This window comes from Pseudomonas sp. JDS28PS106, assembly GCF_036706555.1.
Lineage (GTDB): Bacteria > Pseudomonadota > Gammaproteobacteria > Pseudomonadales > Pseudomonadaceae > Aquipseudomonas.
In genome coordinates this window covers 132,425-148,858 of the sequence record NZ_JBAJGT010000002.1, presented here as the reverse complement: position 1 = coordinate 148,858, position 16,434 = coordinate 132,425, and the positions used below count along the sequence as shown (strand labels likewise).

At 60.2% G+C, this 16,434-nt stretch carries 14 protein-coding genes; 10 read left to right on the top strand and 4 right to left on the bottom strand.

Features of this window, described 5'->3' with window-relative positions; genetic code table 11:
- Positions 1-76: 76 nt before the first annotated feature.
- The gene (locus TRP66_RS03810; RefSeq protein ID WP_333400015.1) at positions 77-349 is read left to right on the top strand and encodes a hypothetical protein; all 273 of its coding nucleotides are present in this window, start codon (positions 77-79) and stop codon (positions 347-349) included.
- A 102-nt stretch (positions 350-451) separates the two neighbouring features.
- Here the strand turns inward: TRP66_RS03810 and TRP66_RS03805 are convergent, their stop codons facing one another.
- From TRP66_RS03805 to TRP66_RS03790, 4 genes are all read right to left on the bottom strand, one after another.
- A complete protein-coding gene (locus tag TRP66_RS03805; RefSeq protein WP_333400014.1) occupies positions 452-1,024 on the bottom strand; it encodes a GNAT family N-acetyltransferase in 573 nt (190 codons plus the stop codon).
- A 320-nt stretch (positions 1,025-1,344) separates the two neighbouring features.
- Positions 1,345-2,217, bottom strand: coding sequence for a DUF4123 domain-containing protein (locus TRP66_RS03800; RefSeq protein ID WP_333400013.1), 873 nt, complete (start codon positions 2,215-2,217; stop codon positions 1,345-1,347).
- Positions 2,214-4,235 (bottom strand): type VI secretion system Vgr family protein, encoded by a 2,022-nt coding sequence (tssI, locus tag TRP66_RS03795; protein ID WP_333400012.1) that lies wholly within the window; start codon positions 4,233-4,235, stop codon positions 2,214-2,216. Before tssI ends, TRP66_RS03800 begins: the two co-directional genes overlap by 4 nt.
- A gap of 79 nt (positions 4,236-4,314) precedes the next feature.
- On the bottom strand, positions 4,315-4,830 hold the full coding sequence (locus tag TRP66_RS03790) for an Hcp family type VI secretion system effector (RefSeq protein ID WP_333400011.1): 516 nt from the start codon (positions 4,828-4,830) through the stop codon (positions 4,315-4,317).
- A 473-nt stretch (positions 4,831-5,303) separates the two neighbouring features.
- Here TRP66_RS03790 and tssA point away from each other — a divergent pair, with 473 nt between their 5' ends.
- From tssA to TRP66_RS03745, 9 genes are all read left to right on the top strand, one after another.
- Complete coding sequence (tssA, locus tag TRP66_RS03785; RefSeq protein ID WP_333400010.1) at positions 5,304-6,851, top strand: type VI secretion system protein TssA; 1,548 nt, start codon at positions 5,304-5,306, stop codon at positions 6,849-6,851.
- A 35-nt stretch (positions 6,852-6,886) separates the two neighbouring features.
- Entirely contained in the window at positions 6,887-7,420 is a 534-nt protein-coding gene (tssB, locus tag TRP66_RS03780) for a type VI secretion system contractile sheath small subunit (RefSeq protein ID WP_333400009.1), read from the top strand.
- Entirely contained in the window at positions 7,386-8,885 is a 1,500-nt protein-coding gene (tssC, locus tag TRP66_RS03775; RefSeq protein WP_442965162.1) for a type VI secretion system contractile sheath large subunit, read from the top strand. The genes tssB and tssC overlap by 35 nt, the downstream gene beginning before the upstream one ends.
- A 6-nt stretch (positions 8,886-8,891) precedes the next feature.
- Positions 8,892-9,314, top strand: coding sequence for a type VI secretion system baseplate subunit TssE (tssE, locus tag TRP66_RS03770; protein ID WP_333400007.1), 423 nt, complete (start codon positions 8,892-8,894; stop codon positions 9,312-9,314).
- A gap of 94 nt (positions 9,315-9,408) precedes the next feature.
- Positions 9,409-11,184 (top strand): type VI secretion system baseplate subunit TssF, encoded by a 1,776-nt coding sequence (gene tssF, locus TRP66_RS03765; RefSeq protein WP_333400006.1) that lies wholly within the window; start codon positions 9,409-9,411, stop codon positions 11,182-11,184.
- Positions 11,148-12,170 carry a type VI secretion system baseplate subunit TssG gene (gene tssG, locus TRP66_RS03760; protein ID WP_333400329.1) on the top strand — a complete coding sequence of 341 codons (1,023 nt, stop codon included), beginning with the start codon at positions 11,148-11,150 and terminating at the stop codon, positions 12,168-12,170. Before tssF ends, tssG begins: the two co-directional genes overlap by 37 nt.
- A complete protein-coding gene (tssH, locus tag TRP66_RS03755; RefSeq protein ID WP_333400005.1) occupies positions 12,167-14,731 on the top strand; it encodes a type VI secretion system ATPase TssH in 2,565 nt (854 codons plus the stop codon). The genes tssG and tssH overlap by 4 nt, the downstream gene beginning before the upstream one ends.
- Before the next feature lie 10 nt (positions 14,732-14,741).
- On the top strand, positions 14,742-16,250 hold the full coding sequence (locus tag TRP66_RS03750) for a sigma-54 interaction domain-containing protein (RefSeq protein ID WP_442965168.1): 1,509 nt from the start codon (positions 14,742-14,744) through the stop codon (positions 16,248-16,250).
- Between the two features lie 41 nt (positions 16,251-16,291).
- Positions 16,292-16,429 carry a type VI secretion protein gene (locus tag TRP66_RS03745; RefSeq protein ID WP_333400003.1) on the top strand — a complete coding sequence of 46 codons (138 nt, stop codon included), beginning with the start codon at positions 16,292-16,294 and terminating at the stop codon, positions 16,427-16,429.
- Positions 16,430-16,434 lie beyond the last annotated feature (5 nt).

Sequence of the window (16,434 nt, the reverse complement as noted above, 5' to 3'; positions counted from 1 at the left end):
CGCGGCTTGGTCTATCCTGCCTCATGCCACGTGGCTTCAACGCGCAGTCAGCCACACCCATGAGACGGAGATTGTCATGACTGCCGCTTTCACCTTCAACCCCAACCTGACCTACGACGTGATCTCGACCCGCAAGGCCTACCCGGTCTGGCGGATTCGCGAGCGCAAGGTCTACGCCTATCTGGAGCACGACCCTCGCCGGGACTGGAGCGGCGAGATCGGAACACTGAGCCTTGGCACACCGCAGCGCCTGGTCGACCATGACGGCCAGACCATCGCCTACATCGTGGGTGCCGAAGTCAGAGACGTAAAAGGACAGAAATTCGCGCTGAGCGAGGTCAAGGACTGACGCACGCCAATTGTCACTCACCTTCGAGCGGGCTCGCTCTGGCTGTCACCAGCGTTGTACGAGCGAGCCGGGAGACGATGCGATCGTTCCCCACTGGCAGCATTAATCGCGACGCGGGCGCGACACCACCGATTCAATGTTCTTGCGACCGATCAGCTTCACTCGCGGCTCGGTGGTCGTGGCCGGCTCACCCAGCCATTTGTACATCACCAGGCAATCCACCAGGCCCAGCTCGGCATGGCGATAAGCCTTGGGCAACCGGCCGACTGTCTCGAAGCCCAGCTTGTTCCACAGCGCCACCGCCACTTCATTGCTGGCCACCACCGAATTGAACTGCATGGCGAGGAAGCCTTGCTCGCGCGCCAGCTGCTGCGAGTGCTCGCACATCAAGCGCGCCACACCACGCCCACGGGCCGCCTCGGTCACCATATAGCCGCAATTGCACACATGATTGCCGGGCCCGGATGCGTTGGCCTTGAGGTAATAACTGCCCAGCAGGACCCCATCCTCCTCGGCCACCAGTGTATGCAACGGCGCGTCCATCCAGAGCTGCCGAGCCTGCTCCTTGTCCAGCGCCGGGTCATACGCATAGGTCTGCTGCGCGACCACGACGGAGTGGAACGTCGGCCAGAATTGCTCGAAATCGGCGGGGGTCATGGGGCGGATATCGATCATTGCGGGTCCTTGGGGGCGGGTTCGAAGAGGGTGTTTACCGAAGTGGCAGTACCTTATTCGCAGGGGGGTTGGGCTTGCAAGGCATAGCGGCCACTGCAACGTTGGCAAGCCCGTCGTCACAGACGGGTTTTGTAGGAGCGGATTTATCCGCGAAAGGGCATGATGACGGACGCATTGGATGCATCTGATGCATTTCTCGCGGATAAATCCGCTCCTACGGGACCAGAATGGACGCCTGAAGCGGACCGTTCCTCGTTGACATGACTCTCGGGTGGCGTGAGCGGTTTTCGTCGCAGCACTGATCGAGGTCTTGGTTTTCGTCAGTCCTGGACCATTTCTCCGGTAATTTCCAGGCGATATTCGTCCAGTGCATCGATGCGCAACTCGGGGGCCAGGCGCGCTTGCTCGGGATGCGCGGTCAGCCAGTCCCGGTAGGGACCGGTGTCTGTATCGGCGAAGTCCAGTCCCCACGCCTGGCAGATCTCTGCCCAGGTTACCAGTGCGTACTCGGTGACAAGTCCCCATCGATAGCCGGTGTCCAACGCACGCTGGAGCCATGTTTCGACCTCGGGAGCGCTCTGGTCCGCAAGGAATTCCGGTTGCAGTCCTCGCAGCCATGCATACAGGCGTTCGATGAACAGCCAGCGGAAAGCTTTCTCCAGCGCAGCGGTCTGAGGCTCGCCGAGAACGGCAGCACTGTCGTCCCAGGCGGGCGCCGCGCCAGGACGGTCGAAATCGGAGAACGGTTCCTGGGTCGGCGGATACCAGCTGTGCAATGGCCGCCGTACCCGGATGCGCTCGATCGGACCCAGGATCCGAGCCAGGTGTTCGGGGCTGTAGCTCGACAACCAGAAGTGAAGGATGACCGGATCGGCAAACCGCAAGAGGCAGGAGTGTCCGAGGTGATCCTTGGGCGACAGGAAGCGCCGGAAATGGTCGACGATGTCCTGCGCGGGTGCGCTGCTGTGCAACCCTGATGCGCTCAGGTGCTGCTCGGCTGACATCCACCAGTCCTGCATGAGCCGGGAGCCGTGAGCGGGCATCGCCAGGATAGGGCCGGAGTCTTTCAGCGCCATCCAGCGAGTTCCCAGATACAGCGGCTTGATGTGCAGGACGTCGCCACGTTGATACAGCTGTTTGATGGCGTCGGGGCGCAACAGGCCGTCGATAAGCAGGTAATCACGTGTCGTCATGGCTTGGACTTCTCTGCCGCTCGCTCACAGGCTTCGCAACGCGGTTGGCGTTTGAATGCAGTCATCTGGGCGGGTACCAGCGGCTCACCCGCTGTATCTCCGTCCGTGTCTCTGACGGCTCTCGGCAGCTCTGGGGCCGCAGGTGTTCCGATGCCCGGAGCGCCGCCCGAGTTGAGCCTGACAGTCGGCCCGCAAAGCGTGATCCCGCCTGGATCTATCTTGATGAAACTGCCACCGGCATTGAGCGTGATCTCCATGCCCGCATCGATGACGACTTGTTCACCGGCCTCAAAATGAACCTCCTGACCCGCACGAACCAGATAAGACGCTCCCAACTGAGTGTGCTGCGTCTGGCCCACCGTCAGATGGTCGTCCCCGCGAACCTCGCTCAAGCGGCTGGCGTGGGTGACCCTGTGCTCCTCGGCCATGAACTCGCTGAAACTGCCGGCTTCGACGCGGTCGTGACGTTCGTGCCCGACGCGGATCTTCTGATCGTTCTCGATGTTCTCATCCCAGTCGCGCTCGGCATGGACGAATATCTGCTCGTGACCCTTGCGGTCCTCGATGCGCAATTCGTTGTAACCCTTACCGCCTGGACTGCTGAGGGTCTTGAAGACGCTTCTCGTCTTGTTCTCGGGCAAAGGGTAGGGCGGCACCTGTTCAGCGTGGTACAGGCAACCGCTGACGACGGGCTGATCAGGATCGCTTTCGAGAAAGGTGACCAGCACTTCCATGCCCACTCTGGGTATCGCGACGGCACCATAACCGTTACCCGCCCAGCCTGACGCTACCCGCAGCCAGCAGCTGGTAGCGCCGGTTTCATGCGTATCCCGGTCCCAGTGAAAGCGCACCCGGACTCGGCCGTAGGCGTCGCAGTGAATCTCTTCGCCTTTCGGACCTGTCACGACGGCGGTCTGGCTACCAAGGATTCGGGGCTTGGGATGTCGCAACGCCGGGCGGAAGGGAGCATCGCCGGGGACTGCGGAGAACTGGTTCGAATAGCCGTTCTTCATTTCCTGTGCGTCTGCGGTGCCGGTGAACTCTTCCAGTACTTGGGGCTGGTGCCCTTCATGCCGAATCCCGGTCAGCAGCCATCGGCCGTTGCAGGGTTGTGATGGATGCTCGGACAAGGTAATCAAACGGCCGCTTGCAAGATCCGGTCGATTACTTTGACCCTGGGCGAGCCGGTAATCCGTTCGGTGTCGCTCCAGAGCGAGCTTGCTCAGCTGCTGCCCGCGCTTGGGATCCGTGTAGTGACCTGGGTAGGAAAAATCTTCAAGAATGGAGGTCTTGTCTCCGGCAGCCTTTCTCAGATCGAGAGGCGGATTCTCGAAATCGTAATCCAGACGACACGTTCGAGTGGTGCGCGTCTCCAGTCGGACCTCGAAACGACTGACGACGGGTTCTGGCGCTGCCATGCCGTTGCCCTGCTTGTAAAGAATGGGCGGCAGCTCTGGAAAAGACGTCTGGTCGTCGCCGAACAGGATCCGGTGTGCGTCCCGGCTGTGCTCGAAGTGGAAGTGCAGGCCTTCTTCCTCGCATAGACGCTGGATGAAGTGCAGATCCGATTCGCCGTACTGGACACAGTACTCACGCGCCGGATAGTCGCCGCCTAGATGAAACATCTCGTCATCGACGATGCCATGCTCCTTGAGCACCTCAGCGATGATATGGGGCACTGTGCGGCGTTGAAAGATTCGGTGATTGCGACGATGGCCTAGATACGCCAGCTGCGGGCGCAGGGTTATCGAGTAGCGGCGCAGATTGACGTGCTGATCGGTTTCGGCAACCGCGTCAATGAGGCCGTGAATGCCCTGAGCGTTGCCTGCAATGTGCAGGAATGCGGATCTATGGAGCAGCGCTTCCAGGTCGTCGATACCGCGTTTGCTGACCAGTTCGAGGTCGAAGCGGAACGGTTCGTTCACGGCTTCCTGGCCGGTGAAGGAAAGCATCTGAAAGTCGTGGTTCACCCCAAGGATACTGAGATCGAACCGGTTTTGATTGGCGGGTGCTGACACACCAGGCCCTCCAGAAAATGCGAGTGTGCTTATGAGAATGAAAATGCCCACTGGCCTGCGTGGCCAGTGGGCACGATCTTCAATTTGCTGTGGATTTGCTCCAGTCGTCTTCGGCTTCGGTTCCTGCTATTTCATGCTTCCAGATTATTTTCTTGTATGCGAAAGAGACCTCTTGCAGATGGGTGCGATGACCGCGGTCCGCCTCCAGGGAATCGGGCATCACATCGCGGATTTTCACGATCGTGGCATCCTCAAGAATGATCTGGTAGTAAAGTTGCGCGCCCTCGTTGGACGGCCGATAACAGTCGAGAGTGACTTTTTCAAGAATCTCGGTCCTGGCCAGGGCCTGCATCAGCAGCGGGGAGGCCTTGTCGAACCGTTTGGTCACGCGCATTGCCTCATGAACTCGCTTGCCGGTAGGCGAACCCGAGAGCGGGTCGCGCGGTACATTGATGGAATGTTCAAAGGCGATCACTTGAATCTGGTCGAGATATTCTTGCTGAAAACTCTGGCCAAGCGAGGCCTCGCTGGATGCCTCCTTGCTGATCTCCTTTTGTGTCTTGCCAATGACTGACATGTAAGCGGGCATTGCCATTGTTTATCTCCTGGTGCAATTTTTAATCCACGACAGGCTCGTGAATGTAGATCTGCCATACCAGAACCGTGCCAACTATTCTTTAGTCAATAAAGTCCGGGCTCTGTGCGGGTTATTTGAAATTTTCCCTGGGCTTGGCAACTAAGAAGGGGGCTGGGGCTGCGCAGTTTGTTGCTCGGGCTGGCAGTTTTTTGCGCAGCCCTCCTGGTGTTGTCACAGAGTTGCCGAGCGACCTTTTTGTCTGAATTTACATGAGGGGGTTGAATCCGTTTCTGGGTGTTGGTTGCTTAACATTTTTTTATAATTTTATATCTGTGTCCTACTAAGTTTTGATTGGATGCGTAGGAAATTTCCTAAAAGCCGCTTTTCGACGTTTCGTTACTTGTTTAAAAATTATCAAATCACTAGTGTACACCCTCTCTTGTGCTTGCCGCTGTCAGCAAGTCCGTGTCTTCTCCAGTTGAATCGCTTACATGGCTCACTCCGAAAAACTGCTTGCTCATTACATTGCACTCATAAAGCGGCCCGTGTCGGTGCAGAGCTATGCGGGTGAGGAAGTGCGTTTTTCCAGTCAGTTCGAAGCGCTTGAAGAAGAACTTGCCAGGGCCCGGTCAATGCATGGCGCTGCTCCCGTCGACTGGTCAAGAGTCAGGGAAGAGGCGGAAGTCATCCTCGAATCGCAGTCGAAGGACCTGCGTGTCGTGTGCTGGCTGACCTGGGCGCTTTACCGCACGGAATCCTTTGCAGGACTGCTGTCCGGGTGCGCAGTGATCGACTACCTCTGTCGTGAGCGCTGGGAGTGTGTGTGGCCGCTGAAGTCGAGGACTCGCGGCGCCGCACTGGACTGGTTGATAGCACGACTGGACAAGGCGCTGGCTGAAGACGTGCCCGTCAAGGAACAGCTACCGTTGTTCCAGGCGCTGGCGGTCTACCTGGAGAACCTCGATAAAGTCCTGATCGACAACCTCAGGGATGAGGCGCCGCTGTTGCTGCCGTTGCGGCGGCGCCTGAGTGCGATGATCGAACAGGCGCAAAAGGTAGAGCCTGTGCCGGCAACGCTGGTGCAGCAGGTCAAACAGGTGGCAGCGAGACTGATCACGCCCGTTACCGTCATCGACAATGAAAAAGAGGCGCGCAGCGCACTCAAGGCTCTGCAGGACACGGCCAGGCTTCTGAGCGCATGGTGGCTGCGCAGCAAAGCTTCGGACCTGCGCGCACTGCGGTTGAATCGCGCCGTCGCCTGGCTGGCGATCGACAAGATGCCGGATTGCAATCCGGATGACATTACCGGTCTGCGCGGGGTGAGCGCCGACGAAGTGGATGGCTATCAGGCGCGCCTTCAGCAGGGCCAGTACGCGGATTTGATTGTGGATCTCGAGGGCCGCATTGCCCAGGCGCCGTTCTGGTTCGACGGGCAGCACATGGTCTGGGAATGCCTGCTGGGGCTGAACGCCGATGCGGCGGCGAAGGAAGTAGAGAGCCAGCTGGCACGGTTTCTGGAACGGTTTCCGACAGTTGTCCGGCTCAGGTTTCAGGATGGGCGCGCCTTTGCCGGTCCGGCTACGCGGGCGTGGATCGAGAACCAGGTCATGCCTCACGTACCTGCCGAGCCTCAGCCCGAAACTGTCCGGGAGAGCGGTACCACGCCGGAGTGGGAAGTTGCTCTGGTCGAAGCAACGAACGAACTGTCAGTGGGCGGCCTGAAAGTTGCCACACGGATGTTCGCAGACAGTATTCGAACCGCCAGGAGCGAGCGCGCAAGATTCCATTGGCGGCTCAGTCTGGCCCGGTTATGCCTTCAGGCAAAAAGCTACGAACTTGCCAGGCATCAACTGGAAGCACTGGATGAGCAGATGAAAGGCTCCGTACTGGCTCACTGGGAGCCCGAACTTAACTTGCAGGTTTTGCGGCTTCTTTACAGCTGTTGCCAGTCCATGCCGCAAAGCACCGTCGTTCGTGAATACCAGGATCAGATATACCGCAGGCTCTGTCATCTGGACATTGAAGCGGTATTAGCATAGGCCGGCCCGGCCATAAAAAACTCAGGAGAATGGCAATGGCCAAAGAAGGCTCGGTAGCGCCCAAGGAACGTATAAACGTGACGTTCAAACCTGCCACCGGAAATGCGCAGCAAGAAATAGAACTTCCCTTGAAGTTGCTGGTGCTCGGTGATTTCGTTCACCGCACGGATGACCGAAAGCTTGAGGATCGCCGGCCAGTCAGTATCGACAAGAACAACTTCGATGATGTAATTGCCAAGCAGGAAATATCCGTGACCTTGAGTGTTCCGGATCGACTTAGGGACACGGACAGCGCTGACGAACTGCCGGTCAGTATCGGCGTCAGGTCGATGAAGGATTTCAATCCGGCGAACATCATCGAGCAAGTACCGGAGCTGCACAAGCTGATGGAACTGCGTAATGCGCTGGTTGCACTCAAGGGGCCGCTGGGCAATGCGCCTGCGTTTCGCAGAGCTATCGAAAGCGTTCTCAGCGACGAGCACTCGCGAAATCGTGTTCTGAGCGAACTGGGCCTGAACTCTGCCGATTCTTTGAATGCCACCGTTTCGGGAAGCCAGAACGATGAATAATGCTGCACAGACACAAACCGGCGCGGTAATTGAAGGCGGCGTTCTGGATCAGATCATCGCGGAAACCCGGCTGATGCCGGGGGATGAGGCTTATGACATCGCCAAACGTGGCGTCGCGGCGTTCATCACCGAGCTGCTCAAGCCTCATAACGAGGGAGAGCCGGTCAAAAAGGCGCTGGCCGATCGCATGATCGCCGAGATCGATGCCAGGCTCAGCCGCCAGATGGATGAAATCCTCCATCATCCGACATTTCAGGCGCTGGAGTCGGCGTGGCGCGGGCTACAGCTTCTGGTGGAGCGGACCGATTTTCGCGAGAACATCAAGATCGAAGTCTTGAGTGCGTCCAAAGAAGACCTGTTGGAAGACTTTGACGATTCGCCGGAAGTGATGCAGTCAGGCCTCTACAAGCACGTCTACACGGCTGAGTACGGTCAGTTCGGCGGCAATCCCGTCGGCGCGATTATCGCCAACTATTATTTTTCCCCCAGCGCGCCCGACGTCAAGACACTGCAATATGTGTCCAGCGTGGCCTGTATGGCTCACGCGCCCTTCGTTGCGGCTGCCGGTCCTGCTTTTTTCGGACTGGACCGTTTCACGGGGCTGCCAGATCTCAAGGATCTGAGGGATCACTTTGAAGGACCGCAATTCGCCAAATGGCAGAGCCTGCGGCAGCAGGAGGACTCTCGGTATCTCGGGCTGACCGTGCCGCGGTTCCTGCTGCGCAATCCCTATGACCCGCTGGAAAATCCGGTCAAGACCTTTGCGTACCGGGAAAACGTCGCCAACGACCACGAGCACTACCTCTGGGGCAATACGGCCTACGCCTTCGCAAGCCGGTTGACGGACAGTTTTGCCAAGTATCGCTGGTGTCCGAACATCATCGGGCCGCAGAGCGGCGGGGCCGTCGAAGATCTGCCGCTCCATCACTTTCAGAGCATGGGCGATATCCAGACCAAGATTCCGACCGAAGTGCTGGTATCCGACCGCCGCGAATACGAACTGGCGGACGAAGGCTTCATTTCGCTGACCATGCGCAAGGGCAGCGACAACGCAGCCTTCTTCTCCGCGAACTCGGTACAGAAGGCCAAGTTCTTCGGCAACAGCGCCGAAGGCAAGACTGCCGAGTTGAACTACAAGTTGGGTACCCAGCTGCCGTACATGATGATCGTCAACCGGCTGGCGCATTATCTGAAAGTCTTGCAGCGCGAGCAGTTGGGTTCCTGGAAAGAGCGCACCGATCTGGAACTGGAACTCAATAAATGGATTCGTCAGTACATCGCTGACCAGGACAATCCGAGTGCCGAAGTACGGGGTCGGCGTCCGTTGCGGGCCGCGACCATCGCCGTCAGCGATGTTGAAGGCGAACCAGGCTGGTATCGCGTGAATCTGAACGTGCGTCCGCACTTCAAATACATGGGCGCGGATTTCACCTTGTCGTTGGTCGGCAAACTGGACAAGGAATAAGACGGCGTGGCGACCTTTGCTGACGGCAGCCTTTTCGAGCGTCTCGCAGGCTCTGCGCCATGCCGTTCAGGGAGGACTCCCCACGAACGCCTTGTGGCCTCGGTCGCCGCGCACCTGAGCAAGATGTTGAGTACCCGGGCGGGCAGTGTGCAGACGCTGCCCGACTACGGGTTGCCGGATTTCAACGACAGCCGGCGGAGCCTTCACGATGTGCTGGTGGACTCGTGCCGGGCCATCGAGACATTTGTGCAGCGGTACGAACCGAGATTATCCGACGTGACCGTGAACATGCTTGAAGATGAAAGCTCGCTGAAGCTGAAGTTTCGGATACAAGGGGTTTTATTCGACGGAAGTAAACGCTACCCCGTCGAATTCAATGCGCACTTGAAAGCCAATGGCCAGTTAGTAGTCCAGCCACACGAATATTGATGTTGCGCAAGCGGGCTGTTATCCGGCTACGGGTCAGTTGAACTATCGATAACTTTCATCGAGCAATAAAGTTTTATTTGTCAGGGATCACGACGTGTCATTCAACTCTTATTACCAGACGGAACTGTCCGCGCTGCGCCGTCTTGGGCGCGCGTTTTCCGCTAGAAATCCCGCGCTCGCGCCTTTTCTTGGGCAGGCAGGGAGTGATCCGGATGTCGAGCGGTTGCTCGAAGGGTTCGCCTTCCTGACTGGACGCCTGCGCCAGAAGCTCGACGATGAGTTGCCGGAGCTGACTCATTCATTGACCCAAATGCTCTGGCCAAACTACCTGCGGCCGTTTCCGGCGATGAGCATGGTGCAGTTCGATGCCTCGACCCAGCCAGGGGCGGGCGTCCTGGTGCCGCGCAACACCCCCCTCAAGAGCCAGCCGGTCGCGGGCGTGACCTGCGGTTTTCGAACCTGTTATACCACCCAGGTCCTGCCACTCGGGATCAGCGCGCTCGACTTCGCTCCTCGCCATGATGAAGTCACGCTCGACCTCCACTTGCGGATGACAGCCGAAGGGCACCTCGGCGAGTTGCGGTTGAGCGCACTGCGCCTGCACCTCGCGGGCGAAGGTGCCGTGAGTCGCGCGCTGTACCTGGGGCTCCTGCGCCAGCTGGTCAGTATCACGCTGGTCCCGCTGGATGCCGCCGGCCTCCCGTTGCCGGCTTCGAACGACATGGCGATACCGATCGAACATGTCCAGCCTGTCGGCTTTGCCGAAGATGAGGCGCTGATGCCGTATCCGCTCAACACGTTCCGCGGCTATCGGTATCTGCAGGAGTATTTCGCGTTCCCCGACAAATTCCTGTTCGTCGACCTGTCGGGGCTGGACATCCTGGGGGCGCTACCCGAGGAAACGTTGCGTCAGACGCGGGGCTGCACCTTGCGCATGGTGCTTGCCAGTCCCGATCTGCAACTGCTGCGGCCGACGCTCGATAACTTCAAGCTCTACTGTACGCCTGTGGTCAATCTGTTCAAACAGGACGCAGTGCCGATCCGTCTCGATGGCAAGCAGGATGAATATCTGGTCTTGCCCGCCGAACACGACCGTGAGCATTGCAGTGTGTACTGCGTCGACAAGGTGACGGGATGGCGCCCGGGAACGCTAGGTTATCAAGACTACGTGGCGTTCGAGTCATTCGAGCATGATCCAAGCTTCGACATCGATCAGGCACGCCCCTGGTACAGCGTTCGACAACGTAGCGCCATCGATCACGAAGGACTGGAAACCTGGCTGGGCTTCGATACGTTCGAGCTGGAAAAGCACGAAACCCTGTCGGTCGAACTGACCTGCACCAATAACAATCTGCCTTTGCAGATTCCCGCTGGCGGAATCTGCCATTTCGCGGAAGGTGGCCCGGATTTCGTTGAGTTCAGGAGTATTGTTCCAGCTACAAGAAGTTTTCCCCCGCCGATGGACCGGGATTACCTCTGGAAATTGATCAGCAATATGTCGCTCAACTATCTCTCGCTGATCAATCTGGATGCGTTGAGAGTGGTCCTGAAGACTTACGATCTTCCTCGTTATTACGACCAACAAGCGGAAAGGGTCAGCCGTAAACTGCTTGAGGGCCTCAGGAGCATCAGTCACCAGCCCACCGACCGTTTGTTTCAAGGCCTGCCGGTCCGTGGCGTAAAAACCCACCTGTTGGTCGACCCGCAGGATGCCGGCGGGGAGGGCAATCTGTTTCTGTTCGGCTCGGTCCTGAACGAGTTCCTTGCCCTGTACGCAAGTCTCAATTCGTTTCATGAACTTCACGTCACCAGCACGCAGGGCAGTGTCTACTCCTGGACACCGCGCGTGGGGCAGCAGCCGCTGATATGAAGCATCTGCAAGCGTCCATACGGGAATACTCGTTGTACCAGGCCGTCGCACTATTGCTCGAGCAGCTGCGTGTGCGTCATCCCCAACTCGACGACGAGCAGCTCGAAGACCTGCTTGAGCTGCGCGCCAACCCGAGTCTGAGTTTCGCTTCCAGCGACATCGAGTCCCTGGCCTGGGACGACGACGCGGGTGCGCAATCCGTGTGCCTGGAGCTCAACGTGATGGGTCTGGTCGGCGCCACCTCGCCGTTACCGGTGTTCTACAGCGAACAGGCACTGGGAGACGAGCCAGGCGCTGTCACCACCCGTGACTTCCTCGATGTGTTCAACCACCGATTGCTGCGCCTGCTGCGCCCCATCTGGCGCAAGTATCGTTATCACGCTCGCTATACCAGCGGCGCCACCGACCCGTTCTCGCAACGGCTGTTTGCCTTGATAGGCCTTGGGGCCGAGCACATACGCGAGACGGGAGACATCAACTGGAAGCGGCTGCTCCCGTACCTGGGGCTGCTGAGCCTGCGCGCCCATTCCGCGGCGTTGATCGAAGCGGTGCTGCGGTATTACTTCAACCACGCTCATCTTTTCATCGAGCAATGCCTTGAACGGTCCGTGCTCATCAGCGGCAACCAGCGCAACCGGCTGGGCCTCGCCAACCATCGGCTGGGCGACGACGCCGTGCTCGGCGAGCGGGTGCGGGATCGTGGCGCGAGATTCCGGATTCATATCCGCGAACTGGACTGGGACGGCTTTCACCGGTTTCTGCCCATCGGAGACGGGTACGGGCCGCTGAACGCGCTGGTGCGTTTCGTCCAGCGCGACCATCTCGACTACGACATCCGTCTGCACCTGCTGCGCGAGGAGATCAAGCCTCTCCACATCGGTGCGCTGACGGCCTGCCGTCTGGGCTGGACCAGCTGGCTGGGACACGAGCACGCAGACGGCGTCATCACGCTGGACAGCGCCTTCATCAAGGATGGACATTCATGATCAATGTTGACCTGCAACAACTCATCGGTACGCTCGAAGCCGCTACGCGCCGAGCGCTGGAAGATACCGCCCGGCGCTGCATCGAACGCGGCGGCAGTCGGATACTGGTCGAGGACCTCCTGCTGGCATTGCTGGAATGCCCGCAAGGCCTGCTGCACAGAGCGCTGCTGGATGCAGGCGTTTCATTAGCGGACTTCGCCGCCACGCTGCGCCCTCCGGTCGAGTCGACCGCGACGCGCAATCCCGTGTTCGCGCCAGAACTGGTTCAATGGCTCCAGGACGCACTGCTGGTTGCCAACCTGGAGCTTGGCCAGAGCCATATCGAGCAGGCCGCCTTGATTCTGGCCTTGCTCCGTCACCCGCTGAAATACGCAGGAACCGCCTACCAACCGCTGCTGGGCCGGATCCACGCCGAGCGTCTGCGCGATTTTGCCCGTTCGCAGCAGCCTGAGCCGGCCGGCGCCGGGTCCGTATCCGAGTCGCTGCTCGCCCGGTTCACCCACGACCTGACCCGGCAGGCCCGCGAAGGCAGGATAGATCCGGTGCTGTGTCGTGACGATGCCCTTGGGCAGATGATCGATATCCTGTCGCGACGTCGCAAGAACAACCCGATCGTGGTCGGCGAGGCAGGTGTGGGCAAAAGCGCGGTGGTCGAGGGACTGGCGCTGAAAATCGTCAGCGGCGAGGTGCCCGAGGATTTACAGAACGTCGACATTCTCTCGCTGGACATGGGGCTGCTGCAGGCCGGGGCGAGTATCAAAGGGGAGTTCGAACGGCGTTTGAAAGGGGTGATCGACGAGGTGCGTGGTTGCGCCCGTCCGGTCATTCTGTTCATCGACGAGGCCCATACGCTGATCGGCGCGGGCGGTCAGCCCGGCGGGAGCGATGCGGCGAACCTGCTCAAGCCTGCCCTGGCGCGCGGAGAGTTGCGAACCATCGCAGCCACGACCTGGAGCGAGTATCGCAAGTACTTCGAAAAAGACCCGGCCCTGGCCCGGCGCTTTCAGCCCGTCCGGCTGCACGAGCCGTCGATTTCCGAAGCGATCACGCTGTTGCGCGGCCTTGCGGGTGTATATGAGAAGAGCCATGGCGTGTACGTTCGCGACGATGCGGTGGTGGCGGCGGCGCAATTGTCCGCGCGGTATCTGAGCGGCCGGCAGTTGCCGGACAAGGCGGTCGATGTGCTAGACACCGCGTGCGCCAGGGTACGTATAAACCTGAATGCCGCGCCGGCGCGTGTTGAGGCCGAGCGTGCACAGGTCGCCGCGGACACGCGCCAGCTGCGGGCCCTGGAGCGTGACGCCGCCACCGGCCTGGCGGTGGCGCGCTCTGAGCTTGAAGCCCTTGAGAGCCGGATTGGGCAGGCCACCGAACGACTTCAGGCGCTGGAGCAGCAATGGCATACCCAGCGCGCGCTCGCCACGCGAGTACTTGATCTACGCGGGCAACGGGTCGGCGCCGCTTCTGAATCCGAGGCTGCGATTGCGACGGACGACCTGGCCAAAGCCCAGCGGGCCTTTGCCGAAGCACAGAAAACGGAGCGACTGGTGAGCATCGAGGTGTGCCCCAGGCTGATCGCCGAGGTAATCAGCGCCTGGACCGGCGTGCCGGTTACGCAACTGGCCCGGGAGCACAGCGCCACGGTCGCGACTTTCGCCACTGATCTGCGTAAGCGTCTGCGCGGGCAGGATCAGGCGATCCAGGCGCTCGACCGGTCCATGCGCGCGGTAGCAGCGGGCCTCAACAAGCCGGATGCGCCGGTCGGTGTATTTCTGCTGGTGGGGCCAAGCGGCGTCGGCAAAACCGAAACGGCCCTGGCGCTGGCCGATCTTCTGTACGGCGGCGAACGTTTCCTGACCGTCATCAACATGTCCGAGTTTCAGGAGAAACACACAGTTTCCAGACTCATAGGCGCACCGCCCGGCTACGTGGGCTACGGCGAAGGCGGGATGCTGACCGAAGCAGTGCGCCAGAAGCCATATTCGGTGGTGCTGCTGGACGAAGTCGAAAAGGCCGATCCCGACGTGATGAATCTGTTCTATCAGATCTTCGACAAAGGCATGGCCAATGACGGCGAGGGGAGGGGGATCGACTTCCGCAATACGCTCATTCTGATGACCTCCAACTTGGGCAGCGAGCGGATCGAGCGCCTTTGTCAGGATCAGGCGAGGCCGTCGGCCGAGAGTCTGGAAGAGAGCATTCGCCCGGTGCTGAGCGCGCATTTCAAGCCCGCGCTGCTGGCGCGCATGCAGGTCGTGCCGTACTACCCGATCGGCGACGAAGTCCTGTCTGAGTTGCTGGAGCTCAAGCTGCAGCGCCTCGCCGATAGGCTGCAAGGACGCGGCTTGCGGTTCAGTTACTCGGACGCTCTGGTTGCCTGCCTGAGCGAACGCTGCAAACGAAGCGACACCGGCGCCCGGCTGGCCGACCGGTTGCTCGACCAGCACCTCGTTTCCATCATCGCCGACCGTTTGCTGGCGACCATGGCCGGTGGTGAGCAACCGGGCCGGGTACACGCCACGGTCGATGCATCTGGCGCGATCATATGTGAGTTCGCTTGATATGACTGCGTTGTTTAGTCAGATCCCCGAGCCTTTGGCATACGCCGAGCAGCTCTGCATGCATTACGCCTCGCTGTGTGCCGCCACGGACGCCGAGGCCCTGGATCATCGGATGGCGCAGGCAGCGGCGACGCTGACCGGCTGCGAGCTGACGATGTTGTTCGGGCAAGACCCGGCCGCAGGCGAGCTGTGCCTGCTGGCTCAGCTTGCACCGGGTCGTTCTCAGCGCGGCAAGCCGCGGAACTCCAGACATTACGACCGCTGCCAGTTGCTGCGGTCGAGCCTGGACGACAACCGTACGGTCAGTGTGACCGACGGTAATGGCGAGCTATACGACACCACATTTCTTCCCGCAGGGCCACACGCCTGGCGTTCGATTCTCTGCCAGCCGCTTGTCGATCCTGATGGCCGGGTAGCGGGGCTGGTGCTGTGTGCAACGAGCCGGGGTCGAGCGCTCGACATGTTCGCGCCGTCGCTGGCGGCACTTGGGGCTTTCGCCTTGTCCCGAAGGCGGGTTTCAACGTCTTTGCGCTCATCCTCGCCAAGCGCTCGCACAGCCGGTCGGGAGCGCGGCGATCTGGGTCTCGTCGGTACAAGCGCAGCCATGGCCCATGTCCGGCGACTGATCGGCAAGGTGCTTGACACCCACCACACAGTGCTGCTGACCGGCGAGACCGGAACGGGCAAGGAAGTCGTTTCCCGCGCGATCCATCAACAGGGTTCGCGTCGGTCCGGGCCGTTCGTGGTGCAGAACTGCGCGGCGTTTGCGGAAAGCCTGCTGGAGAGTGAGCTGTTCGGATACCGCAAAGGGGCCTTCACCGGCGCCGATCATGATCGGGCGGGTCTGTTCGAGGCGGCGGATGGCGGCACGCTGGTGCTCGATGAAATCGGCGACATGCCGCTGTCGCTTCAGGCCAAGCTGCTGCGCGTCTTGCAGGAAGGAGAGGTGCGTCCGCTAGGGGCCAGCGTGACACGCAAGGTCGACGTCAGGATCATCGCCGCCACGCACCGTGACCTTCAAGCCATGATTGCCGAAGGCCGGTTTCGCGCCGACCTCTATTACCGGCTTGCGCATTTTCCCATCGAGTTGCCGGCGCTGCGCGAGCGTGGCGAGGACATCATGGCGCTCGCCCGACAGTTCGCCGCCGAGGCCTGCGCGGCCGGGAACCGAACCCCGCTACGGTGGACGAGAGACACAGAGAACGCGCTGCTCCGCTACAGCTTTCCGGGCAACGTTCGCGAGCTTAAAGGGATGGTCGAGCGAGCCGTGCTGATGTGCGAAGGCGAGCACTTGAGTCCCGAGGACTTCAGTCTGTCCGCCACAGCGACCGATCACGCCGGCGGCTCGAGCTTTCGTGAGCGGATGGACGCGTTCGAGCGCGACATGCTCTTGCAGAGCCTGCGCAATGCAGGGGGCAACCGCAGCCTGGCCGCGCGTCAGCTGGGAGTGGCGAGACGCACACTGCTCTATCGCATGGCACACCTGAATATCGCTCCACGTTTCGCCGAGGGGCGGTGATGAATCAGGACACGTTTTTCACTACATCAAGGAAATTACCCATGACCCCGACAAGACGGCTCGTCTGTGTGTTGTCAGCCGCGGCGCTGTGCCTGATCGCGTGCAGCGGCCCGTTCAAATTCAGCGACGACGAATATCGCGCGCTGGGCGACCCGGCGTCGGCGCGACGTGGCCAGTGACAGGA

Bases quoted from the DNA above. Each gene is read 5' to 3' on its own strand.
- TRP66_RS03810 (WP_333400015.1), top strand. From the start codon at position 77: ATGACTGCCGCTTTCACCTTCAACCCCAACCTGACCTACGACGTGATC.
- TRP66_RS03805 (WP_333400014.1), bottom strand. From the start codon at position 1,024: ATGATCGATATCCGCCCCATGACCCCCGCCGATTTCGAGCAATTCTGG.
- TRP66_RS03800 (WP_333400013.1), bottom strand. From the start codon at position 2,217: ATGACGACACGTGATTACCTGCTTATCGACGGCCTGTTGCGCCCCGAC.
- TRP66_RS03790 (WP_333400011.1), bottom strand. From the start codon at position 4,830: ATGGCAATGCCCGCTTACATGTCAGTCATTGGCAAGACACAAAAGGAG.
- tssA (WP_333400010.1), top strand. From the start codon at position 5,304: ATGGCTCACTCCGAAAAACTGCTTGCTCATTACATTGCACTCATAAAG.
- tssB (WP_333400009.1), top strand. From the start codon at position 6,887: ATGGCCAAAGAAGGCTCGGTAGCGCCCAAGGAACGTATAAACGTGACG.
- tssC (WP_442965162.1), top strand. From the start codon at position 7,386: ATGCCACCGTTTCGGGAAGCCAGAACGATGAATAATGCTGCACAGACA.
- tssH (WP_333400005.1), top strand. From the start codon at position 12,167: ATGATCAATGTTGACCTGCAACAACTCATCGGTACGCTCGAAGCCGCT.
- TRP66_RS03745 (WP_333400003.1), top strand. From the start codon at position 16,292: ATGACCCCGACAAGACGGCTCGTCTGTGTGTTGTCAGCCGCGGCGCTG.